Annotated in this window: 12 protein-coding genes; all 12 read right to left on the bottom strand. The window is 50.7% G+C overall.

Annotated features, from left to right (window positions below):
* Nucleotides 1-10: 10 nt before the first annotated feature.
* The 12 genes from ACFDAU_RS14465 to ACFDAU_RS14410 all read right to left on the bottom strand — a co-directional run bounded on the left by ACFDAU_RS14465 (nt 11) and on the right by ACFDAU_RS14410 (nt 17,321).
* Nucleotides 11-1,753 carry a methyltransferase domain-containing protein gene (locus tag ACFDAU_RS14465; RefSeq protein WP_413437605.1) on the bottom strand — a complete coding sequence of 581 codons (1,743 nt, stop codon included), beginning with the start codon at nt 1,751-1,753 and terminating at the stop codon, nt 11-13.
* Nucleotides 1,754-1,834: 81 nt separating this feature from the next.
* Complete coding sequence (locus tag ACFDAU_RS14460) at nt 1,835-2,803, bottom strand: lysylphosphatidylglycerol synthase transmembrane domain-containing protein (RefSeq protein WP_413437604.1); 969 nt, start codon at nt 2,801-2,803, stop codon at nt 1,835-1,837.
* 295 nt (nt 2,804-3,098) lie between these two features.
* Nucleotides 3,099-5,207: an ArnT family glycosyltransferase gene (locus ACFDAU_RS14455; RefSeq protein ID WP_413437603.1), complete on the bottom strand. Its 2,109-nt coding sequence runs from the start codon at nt 5,205-5,207 to the stop codon at nt 3,099-3,101.
* Complete coding sequence (locus tag ACFDAU_RS14450; RefSeq protein WP_413437602.1) at nt 5,191-5,580, bottom strand: GtrA family protein; 390 nt, start codon at nt 5,578-5,580, stop codon at nt 5,191-5,193. Before ACFDAU_RS14450 ends, ACFDAU_RS14455 begins: the two co-directional genes overlap by 17 nt.
* 7 nt (nt 5,581-5,587) lie before the next feature.
* On the bottom strand, nt 5,588-7,489 hold the full coding sequence (gene asnB / locus ACFDAU_RS14445) for an asparagine synthase (glutamine-hydrolyzing) (RefSeq protein WP_413437601.1): 1,902 nt from the start codon (nt 7,487-7,489) through the stop codon (nt 5,588-5,590).
* On the bottom strand, nt 7,490-8,143 hold the full coding sequence (locus tag ACFDAU_RS14440; RefSeq protein ID WP_413437600.1) for a class I SAM-dependent methyltransferase: 654 nt from the start codon (nt 8,141-8,143) through the stop codon (nt 7,490-7,492).
* Nucleotides 8,143-8,655, bottom strand: a complete 513-nt coding sequence (locus ACFDAU_RS14435) for a methyltransferase domain-containing protein (protein WP_413437598.1) — start codon at nt 8,653-8,655, stop codon at nt 8,143-8,145. The genes ACFDAU_RS14440 and ACFDAU_RS14435 overlap by 1 nt, the downstream gene beginning before the upstream one ends.
* A gap of 45 nt (nt 8,656-8,700) precedes the next feature.
* Nucleotides 8,701-9,672: a glycosyltransferase family 2 protein gene (locus ACFDAU_RS14430; RefSeq protein WP_413437597.1), complete on the bottom strand. Its 972-nt coding sequence runs from the start codon at nt 9,670-9,672 to the stop codon at nt 8,701-8,703.
* Nucleotides 9,669-14,129 carry a glycosyltransferase gene (locus tag ACFDAU_RS14425; protein WP_413437596.1) on the bottom strand — a complete coding sequence of 1,487 codons (4,461 nt, stop codon included), beginning with the start codon at nt 14,127-14,129 and terminating at the stop codon, nt 9,669-9,671. Before ACFDAU_RS14425 ends, ACFDAU_RS14430 begins: the two co-directional genes overlap by 4 nt.
* Complete coding sequence (locus ACFDAU_RS14420; protein ID WP_413437595.1) at nt 14,129-15,319, bottom strand: class I SAM-dependent methyltransferase; 1,191 nt, start codon at nt 15,317-15,319, stop codon at nt 14,129-14,131. The genes ACFDAU_RS14425 and ACFDAU_RS14420 overlap by 1 nt, the downstream gene beginning before the upstream one ends.
* Complete coding sequence (locus ACFDAU_RS14415; RefSeq protein WP_413437594.1) at nt 15,316-16,536, bottom strand: ABC transporter ATP-binding protein; 1,221 nt, start codon at nt 16,534-16,536, stop codon at nt 15,316-15,318. Before ACFDAU_RS14415 ends, ACFDAU_RS14420 begins: the two co-directional genes overlap by 4 nt.
* Entirely contained in the window at nt 16,536-17,321 is a 786-nt protein-coding gene (locus ACFDAU_RS14410) for an ABC transporter permease (RefSeq protein WP_413437593.1), read from the bottom strand. The genes ACFDAU_RS14415 and ACFDAU_RS14410 overlap by 1 nt, the downstream gene beginning before the upstream one ends.
* Nucleotides 17,322-17,573 lie beyond the last annotated feature (252 nt).

Below are 17,573 nucleotides of genomic sequence, written 5' to 3'. Positions count from 1 at the left end.
GTTCTAATACTTAGAGGAGCACAGGCTTGTATTGGGAAAGTGGTGGGCGAGCCTTTTTACAAACGTAGAGTTTTATATCCCCAAGTGTGATTGGCACCACCCATTCCGGTATCAATTTACTTCCGACCAAGAGCACAGATCCAAAAGGCCTCGGGATGGCAGCACAAAGCTTTTGGTAGACATAGCGTAGAGAGGCATAATGGCAATAGGGCTCGACGAGCAACACCTCAAAACCAGCCTCGTGAAGCATCTGCTGTAGAACTACTGAATCAAAATAAAACAAATGCATTTCCATAATCCACGGCCAGCGACGCCCCATTAAGCGAGGAAACCAAGAAGCCATGTCAAGTGTCGAGATTGCCAGAGTGCCACCATTTCTTAGTTTGCCATTAATTATCCGCAACCACTCAGCAGGATCACGAACATGCTCAAGAACGTCCCAGCTTACAACCACGTCATACGGCTCTCTCAAGGTAGGTGCAACAGCCTCAAGAGTGTCATTGATCACAATATGCCCAAAATTTGACCGAGTATAGTCTGCAGCCCATCGCGATGGCTCTATACCAGTGATCTTCCAGCCGTGTCGTTTAGCTTCCGTGAGGAACAATCCACAGTATGAACCCACTTCAAGCAGATTGCCCTTATGCGGTAGAAATGGCTCTATGCGTTTGTACGCTCGCGCAAAGGTTTTCTTTTTTGCATGTAGGTTGTTCAGATAATCTTTATCGACAACATCAGCGTAAAGGCCTTCCAGATCTTTTGGGTGATCGGATTTCGGAACTTGCATAAGTCCGCACTGTAGACACTTTGCAACACATGGCTTACTTGTGTGAGCCATGCTTGAGCAGCGAAAGGTATTTGAGTGGTTCAAATCCTGAATGGCTTCTAATTGGCGTTGATAGCGCTCAGAAATAAAGCTGGAGAGGCAATTGGCACAAACATCCTCAATCATCGGAGAAGCTGCTGGCATTCTTTTATGGAAGGTATTTGAAGACCATAGATGAAAAAGCTTCGCCATGCCTCGAATAATCTCAAGACGTGGGATCTTGGAGCTACCCGCATTTCGATAATGAAAATAAATAGGGATCTCTGCAAGCTTTAGTCCAGCCTGGTTAAGCCGATAAACAGACTCCATAAAAAATGAATAGCCATGGTTATGCATCTTTACAAAATTCACTTTGGCAAGAGCACTTACACGAAATGCGCGATAAGACGTAGTAAACTCATGAAGCCGGATGCCCAGTAGTAATCGTGCGGCCCTGTTAGCTGATACGCTTAAAAATTTTCTGTAGCCGCCATAATCGCAACCGCCTCCCGGCATATAGCGGGATCCGACCACAAAATCGGCTTCAGATAGTTTCCCAATTAGATTGGTCATGTCTGCTGGATCATGTGAGTGATCGGCATCCATCGTGACTAATACATCATAACCATGCTTGATAGCGAAAATCATTGCTAGATGATGCGCTGTTCCAAGGCCAAGTTTTTGGGGGCGATGCAAAACCTTGAGATTTTCTTTAACTGCGGCTATCTGATTAAGTAGCGTACCCGTTCCATCCGGTGAGTTATCATCAACAACCAAGATGTCAGCATCTGGAATTTCATCCCAAATCTCATCCAATAATGACTGTATGTTATCTAACTCATTGTATGTTGCAGTAAAAACCAATGTGCGGTGCGAACCGATTAAACCATCTGTATTTATTAAATTCATTATTCTCAACCCTTGAGTTACGCCATTAGCGATATCCATATTGACCTACCCAATTATTTCATATCATTCATTCTTGGCGAATGGCTTCTAATACTACCTTTACTACCTTACCCAGGCAGATCAAAGCTTTGGAGAAGCATTTAACGTATGACACGGCACCACCAGTTTCACAGTAACGTAAAAAAACCAACCCGGCAGGCTTATAAAAAGCAAAATGCCGCCGAAGGTCAAGGATAGTGGCAATGCCTCTATGCTTGGGACGCCGACAACCCCCAATATCGCAACTAACGCACCCTCTCGTATTCCCCAGCCCGCAAACGAGACTGGCAACAACGTCATCAGTGTTACTGGCTGAAAAAGCATAGCAATAATTAATGGATTTTTTTCAATACCGAGCCCCAAACCCAGCACCCCAATTGAACCGGCAATCGTCAGTTGCATCGCAACTGAAATGGAAAGCATTTTGCAAAAGGATTGTTTATTAATTAATTTTGAAAGTACCACAACTTCTTTTTCAATCCGGCTAGGCAAAAATTTCAGTATTATTCTGTTCGGACGCAACACGAATAGCATTCCTAACATACTCAATATCACCACAAGACACACGCCCTTCGTCACTGGCGCATTAGGCGCTTGCCAAAGCAAGATGGGCACAGATATGATTGCCAGCAATACACATGCCATCAAACCAAAAACTCGCTCCGCCACTACGGATCTTGCAGCCACGCCAGCCGGTATCCCAGCGCGATAAAGTCGCAAGCCTCTAACGCCATCACCTCCAACTGATGAGGGCAGAAGTTGATTAAAGAAATATCCTATCCAAGTCTCTCGAAAGGCATCTCTAAACCCCCAGCAATAGCCCATCGATTGAAGCATCCAAATCCATCGTTTCGTATGTAATGAGATTGTTAATAGGAGAAGTACTACTACGACAGGAAGTTTATCAAATTGAAGTGACGACATCCTAGACAATGTGTTTTCGGCCCCTACCTTCCAAAGGATAAAAAAAAGAAAAACAACCGAAAATAATAGCCGCGCAACGCCGCCTGTTAGGTGTCTATTTGTCATCTTCGCAATTTTGCGTAGCATTTATAATTTCCAATATTGGTGCGTATTTTCATGCGCATGTATGCTGTTTAGGGATGCAACCTGAGGTGGCTAGCAATGTACGTAATTAAAATTGTAAGCTAGTAGCTTTCAACCGATGATTTCCCACTTTTTTGATTTTCAACTCTTGTAATGCTCAAATAAATCCACTGGCTGGCGTAAGGTTTATTCCCACTTTGAGCTTATTAGCGACCCCTTGAAAACCGCGTACCCGCGTCCTTTATTGAAGGAAAGCCGGGGGTCTCCACAGACGAAGAAATTCATCCCTTTCCCTTTGCTAAAAACCCGTCTGAGTTTTGTAAAGGCGATAACCAAACACACTAAGAACTTGCGGAAAAGGCAACAGCCTTTTACTAAGCACATATTGAGGATTGCTGTCTCGGCTAAAATTCTTGTTCCGCAGTTCAATAGTAAGTTCATCAAGAGCCCACATAGAGTTGGCAGCCGGCTTCAAGGACATCTTTAGCCCTCGCTCTCCACTACCCACCTCGAATGGCAAAATGAACCCGACATTGCCATGCAGTTTGGCACCATCGCCACCCTGAACTTGAACGAAAAAATCTGATTCGACGCCCAAGCACCGGGTATCTGCCGATTTTCCCCTTAAAACATAGCTACCAGTTGGCAGAGAAAAGTTAAACTCCAATGGCTTGTGATCAAAAACAAAATCTCCTTGTTTTGGAAGATCAGGGCATTTTGTCGCGTTCAATGTGGTGATATCGCTAAAACCAGAACCAAAATTCTCATTGAAACCTGATTCCGGATTCCACGGAGCCCATATTTTCAACTCATTACTACCCCCCTTGTTTTCTTGCTGCCCAAAATCTATTGATACCTTTCTAACAAGAGTAATTGGGTCAACGTACTTTGAGGCAGCAAAATTCGTGGGATGCCAGAATTTCATATGATATGAAATTGAACTCTCCTGAAGTGCGGTATCAATTGCAATCTTATCGCTAGGGATATGTTGCTTGTCCAACTCCAGGAATACCTGGTTTATCGGATTGGCCGTATTACCAAGTCTCACGACTTGAAATTGAGCACCAACACCTAACAGCAAGCCACACAAACATATTATCCATATTGCATTCTTCCGAAGCGAAAGTATGGACACTAATAAAGCTGTTAGCGTCGCGGAGAGGATCAGCTTCTCAGACAATGACGGATTAAGTCTTTGCCACAAAAACTGGTCTGGCCAAAAGAAATTCAGTATTGAAACACCGGAATTGTTAACCACTCCGTATGCCTCCACCTGAGTCAGCGGCGAAAACAATAAAAGCAGAACAAAACAAACCAACGCCGAGCCGGCAATAACCACCCAGCTCATTCGCTGTAGCCTGAGTCCCGCCCAGGCAATCACGATGATAGCAACAGGGTAAATCACATCAACATACCGCCCATTTGCTGATGCGGTCTTCCCATAGGCGACAAGAAAAAGCTCTGAGATAAGCATCAGAAGCATTGAGTGCATCAGCACAATCTTGGCGAGGGGGTTGTCCGCGCCAGTGCCATTTTTGCTACCCGCATCACTCTTGAGTGCCGCGAACAGTAATAAGAAAAATCCGCCTCCAAAGTAAACGAATATCCAATATCCGATGGAATACCCTATCCCGCGCGTGAACTCCACTATAATTTGTAGTGGATTATTTTTCAACGCTGCGAAAAAAACAGTGAACATGCTGGAATAGCCTATGGCACTTTCTCCAAAGAAAGTGTTTCTGATAATCCATGGCAGGACAACCAAGCCTGCCCCGAGAGATATTAGCCCTATTGCCTTCTTGTCAAGCTTCCTGGTTCCGCTGAAAGCCGCATAAGCAACATATACATAGTATGAAATCAGCAAGAACAATGCTGCCTGCTTCGCAAGAAAGCTCAAACCAATAAACACCCCGGCATAAAAAATGTCTTTAGTCTCTTCACGAGTCAAATATCTGACTATGAAATAGTAGCTCCAGCAGATAAGGGTGTAATACAGCGGGTCAGCCCACACGAGATGGCTGTATGCGCTTATGGGACCGAGTGTCGCAACGAAAGCAAGCAGAATTGCGAGTGGCTTACTGGACAGTATCGTTTTACCCATCAAATAAACCGGGAAAATAATGGATACATACACAGCTATGTTTATGAGCTTAATCGCGTAAAAATGTGTAGCCAAATCGTTAAAGTAGAATGTTGGCGCAATAAGCAGGGGATAGAGTGGGTTGTATTGATGTCCGTAAAATTTATGGAAATGAAAAATTTCGCTAGCCAGCCAGTGATATTCAGCTTCATCCGCAAAAATAAATGGGCCATTTATTGCACTAGTAAGCCAAAAAATGAGCATTGTAACGAGCATGAATATAGTAGTCAGAACGACCCATTCATTTTTTTCAATTAGTGTGCGCATTTGTTTTCTTTGAAAAAACGAAAGCCTTACTTAGCCCATAGGAGGTTATAGCAAAGACGACCGATGTAAGAACGAATATTACCTCCGCAGGCCATGCTGTGAAGTTCAGCGCAAGAGTCAGAACAAGATAATTTGCCAGGAAAGAGATAGCATAAACGGCTACATAGGGGATGATGCGCCATCGTCTTTTTTCTTCGATGTCTTTGAAAGTGATGGCGTCATGCGCCCAGAACGACGAAAAAAAGCAAATCACATACGCAGCCACATTCGCAAAATAGGGGTTATGACTAACTGCGTTGAGGATGAACATGATGGACAGACCCAGCACTGTATTCGCGCCACCCACCATGAGGAAGAACATAAAGCGCCGCACGACTGCGTTACCAGACAACCTTGTGCGCACGAGCCCAACCGGCCAGTACGCCCAATGTCCAGAGCTTCAACGCATGGTTGCCGCGCCGATTTTCAAATTCATCCCACAAGCGCTCAATCTCTCGTTTGTTAAAGACGTTCTGGGGTAGCTCGCTGGTCAATTGTTTCAGCAAAACGCCCAACTCACCCCGCAGCCAAGCAGAAATGGGAAGTTGGAATCCATGCTTGGGCAACGACAAAATGTCGTGGGGCACGATATCTTCAAGAATCTTTTTCAGGAAGCGCTTGCTGCCCACCTTTCCGCCCGAGCGAATCTCCCCGGATAAGGCCAACAAACAATCAGCTAGATCAAGGTCAAGCAGGGGTACACGAATTTCCGTAGATGCACTCATGCCAGCCTTATCCCACATCGATAGGCCACTATCTACCAACCATGATCGAACGTCCGCCCATGAGTCGGCATCTATCCCAGTGAAGCCATATTTTTTTGCTTCTTCGAAGTGAATTAATTGATTCCTATACACCTCATTTGCAGTCAAACGCAGGTAATCGGCATGCAAAAGTCTGCGCATCTCGTTAATGGTAAAAACATAACGCCATTGGACATGCGCCAACTCAGGTACTTCAGAAAACCCAAGGCAGAATCTCTGAATTTTTTCTCCGATAGTCAAATAGGAATCCGATGGATGAATGGCCTTGCCGATGACGGGCAAGAGTGCACCCAACATACCGCCCAGCATACTCAGTTGCCTGACAATCTGGGTCGCACGATAAGTGGGATACCCCAAGAATAATTCGTCGCCGCCGTTCCCCGAAAGCAGCACACGCATGTCTTTTCCCGCGACTTGGCTGGCAAAATATATCGCCATGCAAGTAGGCAGCATTTCCAGATTATCGAAGGTCGTGCAGATATCCTCCCAGTGTTCAACCACATCTTTTGATTCCAGCGGGATCAATACACTTTCAAAACCCCAGCGGGAAGCGAGTTGACTGATGGGTTTATCTTCGGAATAACTAGCGCTATCAGGGAAAAAAAGCGTGTATGTCTTCAGGTGGTCCGTCAGATTATGCTTATGTAACACCGCCAATATCGCCATCGAATCCAAGCCGGATGACAGCAACAAGCCATAGGGGACATCGGCAACTGTCTGTCGGAGGACGGCATTTTCCAGCTCTCCGCGGATTGTTTCAATCGTCCCCTCTTTGGTTAATACAGATTTTTTTCGGTTTCCTGTTGCAATGTCCACACCTGGCAAGCGATAACATGAGTCCGACATGGAAAGGTTATCATATGCGATTTCTAGTATGACTCCAGGTGACACTTGGACTACGTCTTTTATTGCCGTATGAGGATTAAATACATAATCTGCCGCAAGAAAATTGTACAGAGCTGAACTGTTTGCTTGATTTGCCAAGCCAAGCTGAGTAAACGTTTTTATTTCCGAAGAAAAATAAATAGAATCCTGGCTGCGGTAAAAATACAAGGGCTTGACCCCGATCGGGTCACGTACCAATAACATCAAATGTAAGGACCTGTCCAATAGGGCAACTGCAAACATACCGTTGAGTCGTGAAAAGACATCTTTCCCCCAAATGCAATAACCATTGAGGATGACCTCCGTGTCGGAGCGAGTCTTGAACTCAATCAAAGGCTCCAATTCCGCACGCAACTCACGGAAATTGTAGATTTCGCCATTAAATACCAGGGAAATACGCCCATCACTGGAGTGCATCGGCTGCACGCCTCCGGCAATATCAATGATCGACAGACGGGTCATAGCCAGAGCTACGCGCGCTTCTCGCATTATCCCGGTATGGTCGGGGCCACGGTGATGAATTGTGTGTGCCATCGCGTTAAGCAACGTGGCATCTTTGGCACTAGAGCCGATAATCCCGGTTATGCCGCACATTTAGCGCACCTGCTCCCGGTGGGCACGGCACAAAAGCATAGTCCAAGGCAGCGGGCCCTTCACCTCAACCACCTCGAAATACTTCGACACCAGGCGTATAAACCCGCCCTTTGACCAGTGCTGAACATGCCCTGGCGTATTGCCCCAGTCCGCGATGTATTTCCCTCGCGCTAGATTGAGCGCGCGCCATAGGGGCTCCCTTGGCACGCTGACGATCAAATGCCGGCCAACCACCCGCTGTAGCGCCTGTAACCCGGCTTCCGGGTGTTCCAGGTGTTCGAGCACTTCGCAACAGACGACAAGATCCGCGCTGTCTCGGCTCGCCACCAGGTCATAAATGCTGTGGGCCTCGAACAACGAAGGAGGCAGGCCCTGTCCTACCGCATTTTCACGAGCAAGCTCGATCACATGCATGGAAAAATCACACCCCCTTGCGGCCATGCCTTGTTTATTCCAGCGCAGCACCCAATAACCTTCGCCGCAGCCGATTTCATGTATTGCAATGGGGGATGCCTTGGCGACAAGATCTGACAACGCAGACTCAAACCCCCCCATCATCCATTTGACGATCAGGTTGCGTGAGCCGTATTTGTCATAGGCGTTGCCGACAACAATCCCTTTTTCTTTGGCCCCGCCTGAAATCTTCATATTCATCAGTGACCCTTTTCGAAAACAGTGATCTGATTCGCCCCAAACAAGAAACGCCGATACCGATATGAAATGAGTTTCAAACCGGCTTTTGCACCTGCCATCTCCAACTTCGCGCGATCCAGCAAATTCTCGTGCTCTTTGTTGGCATGCTTGCTGAACAAGCCTAGAGCGGCCCCCACATCGTGAACCCAGTCGACAGATGCATGTGGCGTGGTGACGGCAAGACATGCCGCGGTGGACTCGTCGAGATGGACGGCTAGTGTGTATAGAAACTGTGCTGGAGCATTGACATGCTCGATCACCGCCAACGAAATGATGGAATCGAATTTTTCAGCCGCCTCCGGCAACCCGGAAACGAAACGGCGTGTCAGGAAGCGTGACCCCGCCTGTTGTAGCGAAACATCATCCACCTCCACGCCAAGGAAATGGTCTGCATCGACCAGCGCAGCCAGAGCGCCCGATCCACCGCCAAAATCATTCCCATTCCCCTTCAGATAAGGCATGGCGGCCTCCAAATATTTTTTCGCAGCCAGGACGACAGCAGCCCCTCTGCACTTTGGTCAGCCATCTTCACGGTTTTCTAAATCAATAATTTTGTTTTGAGACAATGCTGTTGTCTTGAAGCGCACGTCTTCAAGCAACTTTCTATTCGCCGCGAGCAAGTCGGCGACGAAGGCGATGAGAATTGTCTGGAAGCCCATGCCGAGCAGCAAGGCGGCCAGGATCAACGACTGCACATGGCCCTCGCCTTCGCCGCCCAAGTACTTCCACAGAAAATGCAACCCGATCAGAAAGCCCGCGCCGAACAACACGCAACCGATGGTGCCGAAGAAGCGAAACGGCCGATAAATAATAAAGATGCGGACAATGGTGACGATGCTGCGCTTGATGTACGACGGAATGCTCTTCACCAGCTGGGAGGGGCGCAGGTCTTCGTTGACCCGGATGGGCACCGAGGTGATGGCCATGTTTTTCTGCCCGGCCTGGATGATGGTTTCCAGCGTGTAGGTGTAGTCGTTGAACACCATCAGCCGCTGCGCGGCGGTCCGGCTCATGGCACGGAAGCCGCTGGGGGCGTCGGGGATGTCGGTATTGCTGGCCACACGAACCACCCAGCTGCCCAGTTTCTGCAGCAACTTCTTTACCGGCGAGAAGTGCTCGATGGTAGTGATTGGGCGCGCACCCACCACAATATCGGCGCGGTGTTCAAGGATTGGAGCTACGAGCGCCGGGATGTCATCGGCGTTGTATTGATTGTCGGCGTCGGTGTTGACGATCACATCCGCCCCCAAGCTCAGACAGGCATCTAGTCCGGTCATGAAGCCGCGCGCCAGGCCCTGGTTACAGGTGTGGCGGATGACGTGATCGACACCGTTTACCCTGGCTATTTGCACCGTGTTGTCGCGGCTGCCGTCGTCGATGACCAGCCATTCGACGGTATCGAAACCAGGAACTTGACGCGGCAAAGCGGCCAATGCGATGGCCAGTGTGCCTGCTTCGTTGTAGCAGGGGATCTGGATGATCAGCTTCATGGCTTCACACAATGAAAGAATTGAATGTAACCTTTGGCAATATCATCAGCAATCTGACTGCCATACACGAAATCCTCATAGCAAAACTCCCCCGTCGCCAATGTGTTTGGCATCTCGCAAATTCCATAGGCATGCCTGATTTCAAACCCGGCTTCCTCCAGTACTTGTTTCAGGTGCCCAGGGTAGTATTCGATGCAGTGTTCTGGGTGAATAAACCCGCCACCGATCCCACAAGTGTGAATCTCAGTTAACCTGCGATTCGGCGTGTCGAGGCAGAATGCGCCACCTTTCTTGAGGACGCGAAAGGCCGCCTGACACATCCTCTCTCCAGCCTCAGGAGAAACGTGTTCAATGCTTTGGCCGGACCAGACGAAATCCACGCTTTCGTCTTGAAAACTTCCCAATTCCGTCATGTCGCCATACTTAATTACCACCTCGCCACCGTCGCAGTTGGGATCAATTACAATCTCTTTGTACATGTCATGACGTGCTTCGGGCGGCAGGTCAATCAGGTATAGCTTCTTGAACCGATGCGGGTAACCCAATTTGTAGAGAGGACAGTTTGCCCCTCCCAGATCCAAAATAATGTCCCCAGGTGGCAGCAAATTGCTGACCATATTTACGCGCGCACTATGGATGAGGTTCAGATGTTCATCCATGGCCTTCTTGCGGATAGATGAAGGCACGAGTCGACGATACCATTTTTCGCCAATCACGGCGGCCATCAGTGATTCAGCACTCTCCTTCCAAGTGTTTGATTTAATGCCTTGAGTGGATTGATCCTGCTTGTCTTTAAATGCTATGAGCCACTCTTTTACAACCATCGTCAGATCAGCCGCTTCGCTACCTTTGAAATAAGATGCGAATTCACTCGCTACTTCGCGGAATACCAGAATATCTCGGGCGATGATAGGTAAGCCGTGTTGCGCCGCTTCGATCAATGGCAAACCAAAACCTTCACCTTCGCTGGCAGCTATCAAACAGCTTGAGGCGGCATAAACCTTTTCCAAATATTCGTCACTGATGCCTTCCAGCCAGAAGAGGCGTTTGCCGAGTTCAGGGTGGTGTCGCAACCGGTTTACGATTTCGGGGATGGTGCGCCGCATGTCACCCGGTAAATCTTTCCATCCCTCTGTACCGACAATAACGAGGTTGATATCGAGGCCTTCCTGCCATAGCTGCGTAAACGCTTCCAGGGTTTGCAGATAGCCCTTGCGCGGCTCGATGGTGCCGACCATGAGAAAACTTGGACGAGCGCTGAGCTGTGCCAGTGTTTGTTCTGCATTCTTTGGCAGGCTGCGGGTGGGGGCGGAGTTTTCCACATCAGCACCGAGATGAAACCAACCGATCCTGAACGCACGTTGACGCTGCGGACCGCAGGTTTTGAGCCACGCAGTGAGTTCATTGGCCACGGCTCGTGAGATACAGACAGCCCCGTCGAACTTAGCAATAGTTTGTAGCCAGTTAGCATGGCTTGTATCCGTCCCAGGCGGGAAGAATTGGGGCATCTGCACCGGCAACAGGTCGTAAACGAGGAAGTGGACCGCTACACCGGCATTTCGGTAGTAAGTGAATAACCCTGCCGCCTCCGCCTCGATCAACATCTGGCCGGATAGATCCAGCCCCAGCAACACATCACCGTTCCGTGGTTCCACAACCTCGTCAAGGAGTGCGCCGGACGGGCATTCGAGCAGACCTAAGATATAGCGGCTAGCGTACCTGTAATGCCAGATACCACCCTCGTTGGTCAAATAAACAGGCTCGACCCGGTAGGCTGCTGGTGGTGATTCCAGCATGGCCATGACCAGTGCGCGCGCCACGCGCTCGATCCCTGTTTTCAACTCGGTGCGACACATAGCGGATATGTCCAGCAATAGTTGTCGTACGGGCTGCCTGACTGGCAGCGTCTTTGCGATAGTTTGCGCAAGGATTCTGTACTCGGCGTCTGTGGGGGAATGGCCCTTGAGATTGGCAAGGGCATTAACCAATGAGTGAGCGTCGCCTTGTGCGCGGACATGAAACTGTTCGATGGCTTCGGCATATTGTGCTGCACAGGTGTGCGGGGCATGCCGGGTCAGAATGGCTTCTTGCGCCCGCTTACCCAGTGCGGCCCGTCTTTCGCCGTTTTGCCACAGGGTTTCCAGCGCTTCGACAAGCTGGCTGTCCTCGAATGCGTCGGGTAGCATCCACACCGTGTCGGACTGCAAATCAGCAATTGATCCATTGGCATTGACGATGGTGGGCAGGGCGTGATTCATGCAGTCCAGCACCGCTGCGGATGTTTCTCCGCGCGAAAGAGTGCGAAACTGAACGGCGATGTCCGCAGAGGCGAGGTAGTTCCGGAATGCAGGCATATCGGCCCATCCTGTAATACGGATACGCTTTTCCAGACCACTCGCGCGCATGGCCCCAAGTAATTGGGCACCATACTCGCCATTGTGGCTCTCACCTACGAACACCAGCACGCAGCGTGCGTCTTGTGCAAGGCGAGAATGCAGCCAGGCTTCCAGCAGGCGGTGGTTGAGCTTGGTCGGGTCCAGGAAACCGAAACTGCAAACCACGAAATCATCCATCTTCAGGCCGAGAGTTGCGCGACTTTTGGCACGGTTGAGTTCTGCGCTGGGCGCCCGCTGAAGGGGGATCACCCTCCAGCCATCGGCAAAATTTTTTCCATACCACTCTTTAGCCAATCTGCAGGAATACTCGGAATGGACAATCACCCCTTGGGCGTTCTGCAAAACCTGCAGATTGACCGGATATTTCACCCTTACGGCAGTTGCATTGCTGGCGTGATAGCGTTCCCGCACCGCGGAATAGCCATGGGCGTGATACAACGCCCGTACCCAGACGTGTTGGACAATACTGTGTTCTTCCAGGTAGGCCAGCAGACCGCTCAGGAAAAAATCATGCAGCACCACGGTGCCCGGTACTTCTTCAACCAAAGCGAGCATATGCTGGTGAAACGGTGAGTTACCAAACTGGTATAGAACGCGATCCATACGGTGCGCATTGGCCCGTAGCCATTGAGAGTCGCGGATTGGGCAGTTGGCCTGTACCCAGGCGTCGGCAACGTGTTCTTGAGCCACAACGACCTCGATGTCGTAGTATTTGGCAAGCTCAGGCAACAATTCAGCACTATAGTCGGCGATGCCTGTGCGCTCAGGGGGTAGAGGGGAAACGAAGGCCAGTTTCGGGCGACGAACCGTTACATGGACTGGGGACTTGTTTGCTTCTCTCTCGGCATGAAGACACTCAAATGCCGCAACCGCCCGCCGCGCGCTTTCGTCCCACGAAAACTTCCGGGCTTGTTCCAGACCATGCGCCTCCAACTCGGTCCTGAATGCAGCATCACCAAGCGCCTGGGCCAGTTTCTGGCTGATGGCAGTCTCGTCATAGGGGTCGAACAGGGCATTCTGACGATCGATGACCTCCGGTATGCTGGAGGTATTTGCGCCAATGACCGCCGCTCCGCATGCCATAGCCTCGAGCGCGGGCAGGCCAAACCCTTCGTGCAAGGATGGGAATACGAAGACCGTGCACAGATTGTAGTACCGGGCCAGTTCTTCGTCGGTGACGTAGCCGGTGAATAGCAGTTGACCGTCGCGGATGCCAGCCGATTTGGCGGTTTGCCGCAGTTCGGCAACTTCGCCCTCGGGCATCTTGCCCGCCAGCACCAGTTGGTGCGTATCGCCTAGTGGCTTGGGCAAGCGGGCGTAGGCCCGAATCAAGCGATGCAGGTTTTTGCGAATATCGGCGCCGCCGGAATACAGGATGAACGGTTGGATGATGCTGAATCGTGCCAAGAGTTGCTGTTTTTCATGCTCCAAAATTTCCATGGGCCGGAATACGGCATCACAGGCTGTGGATATATTGACCACCGCATCAGCCGGGAGCGCCAATGCATCGCGCCCTTCGCAAGAGGCCGATTCGGAAATAGCCAGCCATTGGTTTGCACGTTTCAGGTGCTCGATTTTCCGTTGGTAATACTGCGCATATTTCGGATTGGGCTTGAGATAGGTTTCGGGGTTGAGCAGGGGGATAAGGTCGTAGAGGGTAACGGCCGTCGGAATCAGCGGGGCGAACACGCCAATGCTGGTTACAGCGTCATCCACATAGCCTTCGAACAGGCTGGATACATGCACCACATCTGGCTGCAGGCTGGCGAGGAATGCCTCGCGGGTACGCTCGGCGACTTCGCGCCGCCAGTCGTTGCCCGGCCCGCACTCCCGCACCGGGCCGGGAACATACCAAACACGGATGCTTTCCTGCGGCAACAGGCCGTCGAAAGCGGCGCGGATAGGCTCGATGGTATCGGGGAAAAGGCCGCTCAGGGCGAGGATGATTTCGTGCTCACCCCGGTTGCGCACGATGGCTTGGGCCAGCGACAGGGTATAGCGACCAATGCCACGATAGCGGCTCTCGGTCTGCGCGCCTTGCATGTCCAGTACGATGCGCATCAGCTGTTCTCCTTCTGACGGCGTTCGATAGCGGCCTTCAGATCGGCGTAGATCTGGCGGGCGTGGGGTGTAAGGTGGGCAAGGTCGGTGGGCACATACGCGGCGGTGATCTGAGGCGCGGTGCCACCAATGAGGATGCGTGTCAGGCGCGATTTCACAGTGGGATAGCGGTCAAGGAAACCCGCGGTAGCATTCCTGAGTCTGGGCCGGGCAATAACATATCTGGCCGCATGGCGAACCAAGGTCTTGGCGTGGGCTTTCAAGGTGTTGGGGCTTAGGCGGAGCAGGGCGGAAACCGTCCAGCGCAGTGGTGCGGTGATGCGCCAGGACCTGCTGTTTTGCATCGCTTCGATGTGAGCTTCGGCCTCGGTGGCGCGGGCTTCGGCCTGCTGAGCTATAGCTTCGGCCTGTTGAGCTTTGGCCTCGGTCTGCTGAGCTTTGGCTTCGGCCTGCCGGTCATATCTGCCCGCGAGGGTTTCTAGCGTTAGGCCATATTCGGCTTCGAAGGCTTGGCTTGTTGCTGTCAAGAGTTCTACTGTTCCTGCCTTCTGCGCCACAACAGCATAGTCTGGGCTTGCACCGCTTAATACATTAAGTAATGTTGGTGTCTTACTGCTGGAGAGCTCTGCAGATTCCTGAAGCCTCAATATCTTTACTCTTTCGAATCCGTAGTACTCTGGCAGGAAAGAAAGCAATTGCGGCGGAATCGGTCGATGATGTGTCGGATCGAGGTAGAAGTTCCGTGTTGCGACAATAATATTTTCTGGATTCGGCGTTTCCATAATCAACAAGCCCCCCCGCTTTAAAACACGAAGCGACTCAGAGACTACGGTTCGCAACTGCTCAAAGCTTATATGCTCAACGACATGAAAGGCAGAAATAACGACTTGGCTTTCACTAGGGAGCGTAGCAAGAAAGGCAACAGCATCTCCCTGTTCATATGGAAGGTTAAACTCAAGACAGTCGTTTAGCATTCCTTCATCGAGATCGACGCCGTAAGGCTTAAAACCAATCTCTATCATCAGCTCTAGCCACTCTCCACGCCCACAGCCTATATCGAAGGTGGGCGCACCCTGATATGCAGTGACCAAGGGTGTGACGAAAGGTAAATACTGTTTGCGTAGAGTCTTGATGGTCTCGCGAGGTGCGTAATAACGCTCTTCGAATGCGCGATAGAAATTGTCACTCATACCTCACACTCCAGTTGGGGTGGCAGCCAGGCCACACCTACAAAATCATTGTTACTTGTGTTGACAACGCTGAATATCAGGGCACGATCACGCCAATCGAAATAGCCCCCTAAGCATGTGACTGCACCGTGCAGGGCAACGGCTATAGAGTAAGTGCCTGGCCCTAAATTAGCGGCAAACTTGAAACGACACTCGATGCGACTTCCAGTCTGCAAATTTTCCAAATCACGTCCGAGGTGATAGGTATTCGTGCCATAAACGGTCTGACCCAGCCTGTCCTTGATCATGTAGCCCAGCATCAAGCGGGGCATATCCTTGTTTACCATGAATTTGACTTGTAATGTCACCGGTGCGCCGACACCAATGGTTTCTACCCGCTCGCCCTTTGCATTCAGCAAGGCGACATCTTCAATCGCAGCCTCGCCTGTGCCAGAGATGGTTTGCACCTTGCCATCGTCAGTAGCATGCTGACGCACGAAATGGTTTTCGCGCTCGGCCAACATGGCGTTGTAATAGTCCATGACCGCTTCAGGCTCGCCCTGCATGGCGAGCTTGCCCGCATTGAGCAAAATAGCTCGGTCACAAATGGATTGTATCGCCTGCTTATCATGCGAGACGATCAGCAAGGTGGTGCCTTGTTTGCGGAATTCACGGATGCGATCGAAGCTTTTGTGCTGGAAGTAGGCATCCCCCACTGACAAGGCTTCATCCACAATTAGCACGTCAGGCCGGTGGGCGGTGGCTACGCTGAAAGCCAACCGCATCTGCATACCGCTGGAATACACCCGCACTGGTTGGTCGATGTAGCCGCCAATCTCGGCGAAGGCTTCAATCTCCGGCATCAGACGGGCAATTTCTTCGGCGCTGTAGCCGAGCAGTTGGCCAGCCATGAAGGCATTTTGCCTGCCGGTGAAATCAGGATGAAAGCCCATGCCAAGCTCTAGCATGGCGGCGACCCGGCCGGTGATATGCACGCTGCCGGTAGTAGGCTGAGTGGTGCCTGTAATCATTTTCAGCAGGGTGCTTTTGCCGGCACCGTTGATGCCGATGATGCCGACTGCTTCTCCAGGGTTGATCGTAAAGCTGACATCCTGCATGACCCACTTTAGGTTGTGGCGGAGTTTGCTGCCGGGCAGCATCCATTCAGCCAGACGTCCCCAGCGAGTCGGATATTGTTTGTAGGCTTTGCCTAAGTTGTTAACAGTAATTGTGCCCATCAGAGTTCGTCCACCATTTCACCAGAGTGCATGCGAAACAGTCGAAAACCCAGCGCACACAAGAGCAAGGCCAGCAAGGTGATTGGCCAAAGGGTCTGCCACTGGGGCCAATGACCTGTGACCAGGATTGTCTGGTAAGCAGCAATCAGGCTGGCCATGGGGTTCAGTGCCAGCCAGGGGCGAACGAATTCAGGCAAGGTGTGGACCGAATAAACGATGGGTGTCAGCCAGAACCAGAATTGGATAAAGATACCAAAAAACTGCCCGACATCCCTGAAGAAGACGTTCAATACGCCCAGGCTGATGCCGAGCCCAATAGCAAATCCAACCTGGATCACCAAAAGCGGCAGCAAGGCGAAATAGGCCCACCCCGGAAAATTGCCGGACACCAACAGAAATACCGAAAACAATCCAAACACGATACCAAAATTAAGCAACGCATTGGCTACAACCGTCACGGGCAGGCACAAGCGTGGAAAGCTTAGTTTTTTGAGTAAATTGGCGTGTTCCAGAAACATGTTCTGGGCGCGGCTGGTTATTTCTGCAAACAGCCCCCAGGTCAGTACGCCGGCGCAAAGGTAAATGCTGTAAGCGAAAGTGCTATCCACGCCTGGTAACTTCGCGCGCATGACTTCAGAAAAAATGACCGTGTAAATCAAGATCATAGCCAGTGGATTGAGCACTGTCCATGCCGCTCCAAGCAATGAGTTACGGTATTTGGACTGAAACTCCCTGGTGACGTTTCCCAGGATGAAACCGCGAAATGCCCATAGGGGCTTAAGCATCTTCCAGATCAAGCCGGCACCTCATACAACGATTTCAGCTTGCTAAAAGTATTACAAGTTTCGAAAGAATAGTGATATCTCATACACGCCCATAATTGTCTGCGAAACGCACGATGTCTCTTCACCCAAATATCGCTTCGCTTTAGACCGGTCGCAACCAGGATCCTGCGCCACCACACAACATTGTTGGAACCAATCGCACGAACTTTTCTGTGGTTTTCAGAGGGCCCACGCTGCCGCCATCGTGAGCTT

It is taken from the genome of Sulfuriferula sp. GW1 (assembly GCF_047300855.1).
In the GTDB taxonomy this organism is placed as follows: domain Bacteria; phylum Pseudomonadota; class Gammaproteobacteria; order Burkholderiales; family Sulfuriferulaceae; genus Sulfuriferula.
This window is presented reverse-complemented; position numbering and strand designations above follow the sequence as displayed.

Excerpts from the sequence above, each read along its gene's own strand:
- ACFDAU_RS14415 (WP_413437594.1), bottom strand. The coding sequence starts at position 16,536 with ATGGGCACAATTACTGTTAACAACTTAGGCAAAGCCTACAAACAATAT.
- asnB (WP_413437601.1), bottom strand. The coding sequence starts at position 7,489 with ATGTGCGGCATAACCGGGATTATCGGCTCTAGTGCCAAAGATGCCACG.
- ACFDAU_RS14430 (WP_413437597.1), bottom strand. The coding sequence starts at position 9,672 with ATGAAGCTGATCATCCAGATCCCCTGCTACAACGAAGCAGGCACACTG.
- ACFDAU_RS14420 (WP_413437595.1), bottom strand. The coding sequence starts at position 15,319 with ATGAGTGACAATTTCTATCGCGCATTCGAAGAGCGTTATTACGCACCT.
- ACFDAU_RS14440 (WP_413437600.1), bottom strand. The coding sequence starts at position 8,143 with ATGAATATGAAGATTTCAGGCGGGGCCAAAGAAAAAGGGATTGTTGTC.
- ACFDAU_RS14425 (WP_413437596.1), bottom strand. The coding sequence starts at position 14,129 with ATGCGCATCGTACTGGACATGCAAGGCGCGCAGACCGAGAGCCGCTAT.
- ACFDAU_RS14465 (WP_413437605.1), bottom strand. The coding sequence starts at position 1,753 with ATGGATATCGCTAATGGCGTAACTCAAGGGTTGAGAATAATGAATTTA.
- ACFDAU_RS14410 (WP_413437593.1), bottom strand. The coding sequence starts at position 17,321 with ATGCTTAAGCCCCTATGGGCATTTCGCGGTTTCATCCTGGGAAACGTC.
- ACFDAU_RS14460 (WP_413437604.1), bottom strand. The coding sequence starts at position 2,803 with ATGCTACGCAAAATTGCGAAGATGACAAATAGACACCTAACAGGCGGC.
- ACFDAU_RS14455 (WP_413437603.1), bottom strand. The coding sequence starts at position 5,207 with ATGCGCACACTAATTGAAAAAAATGAATGGGTCGTTCTGACTACTATA.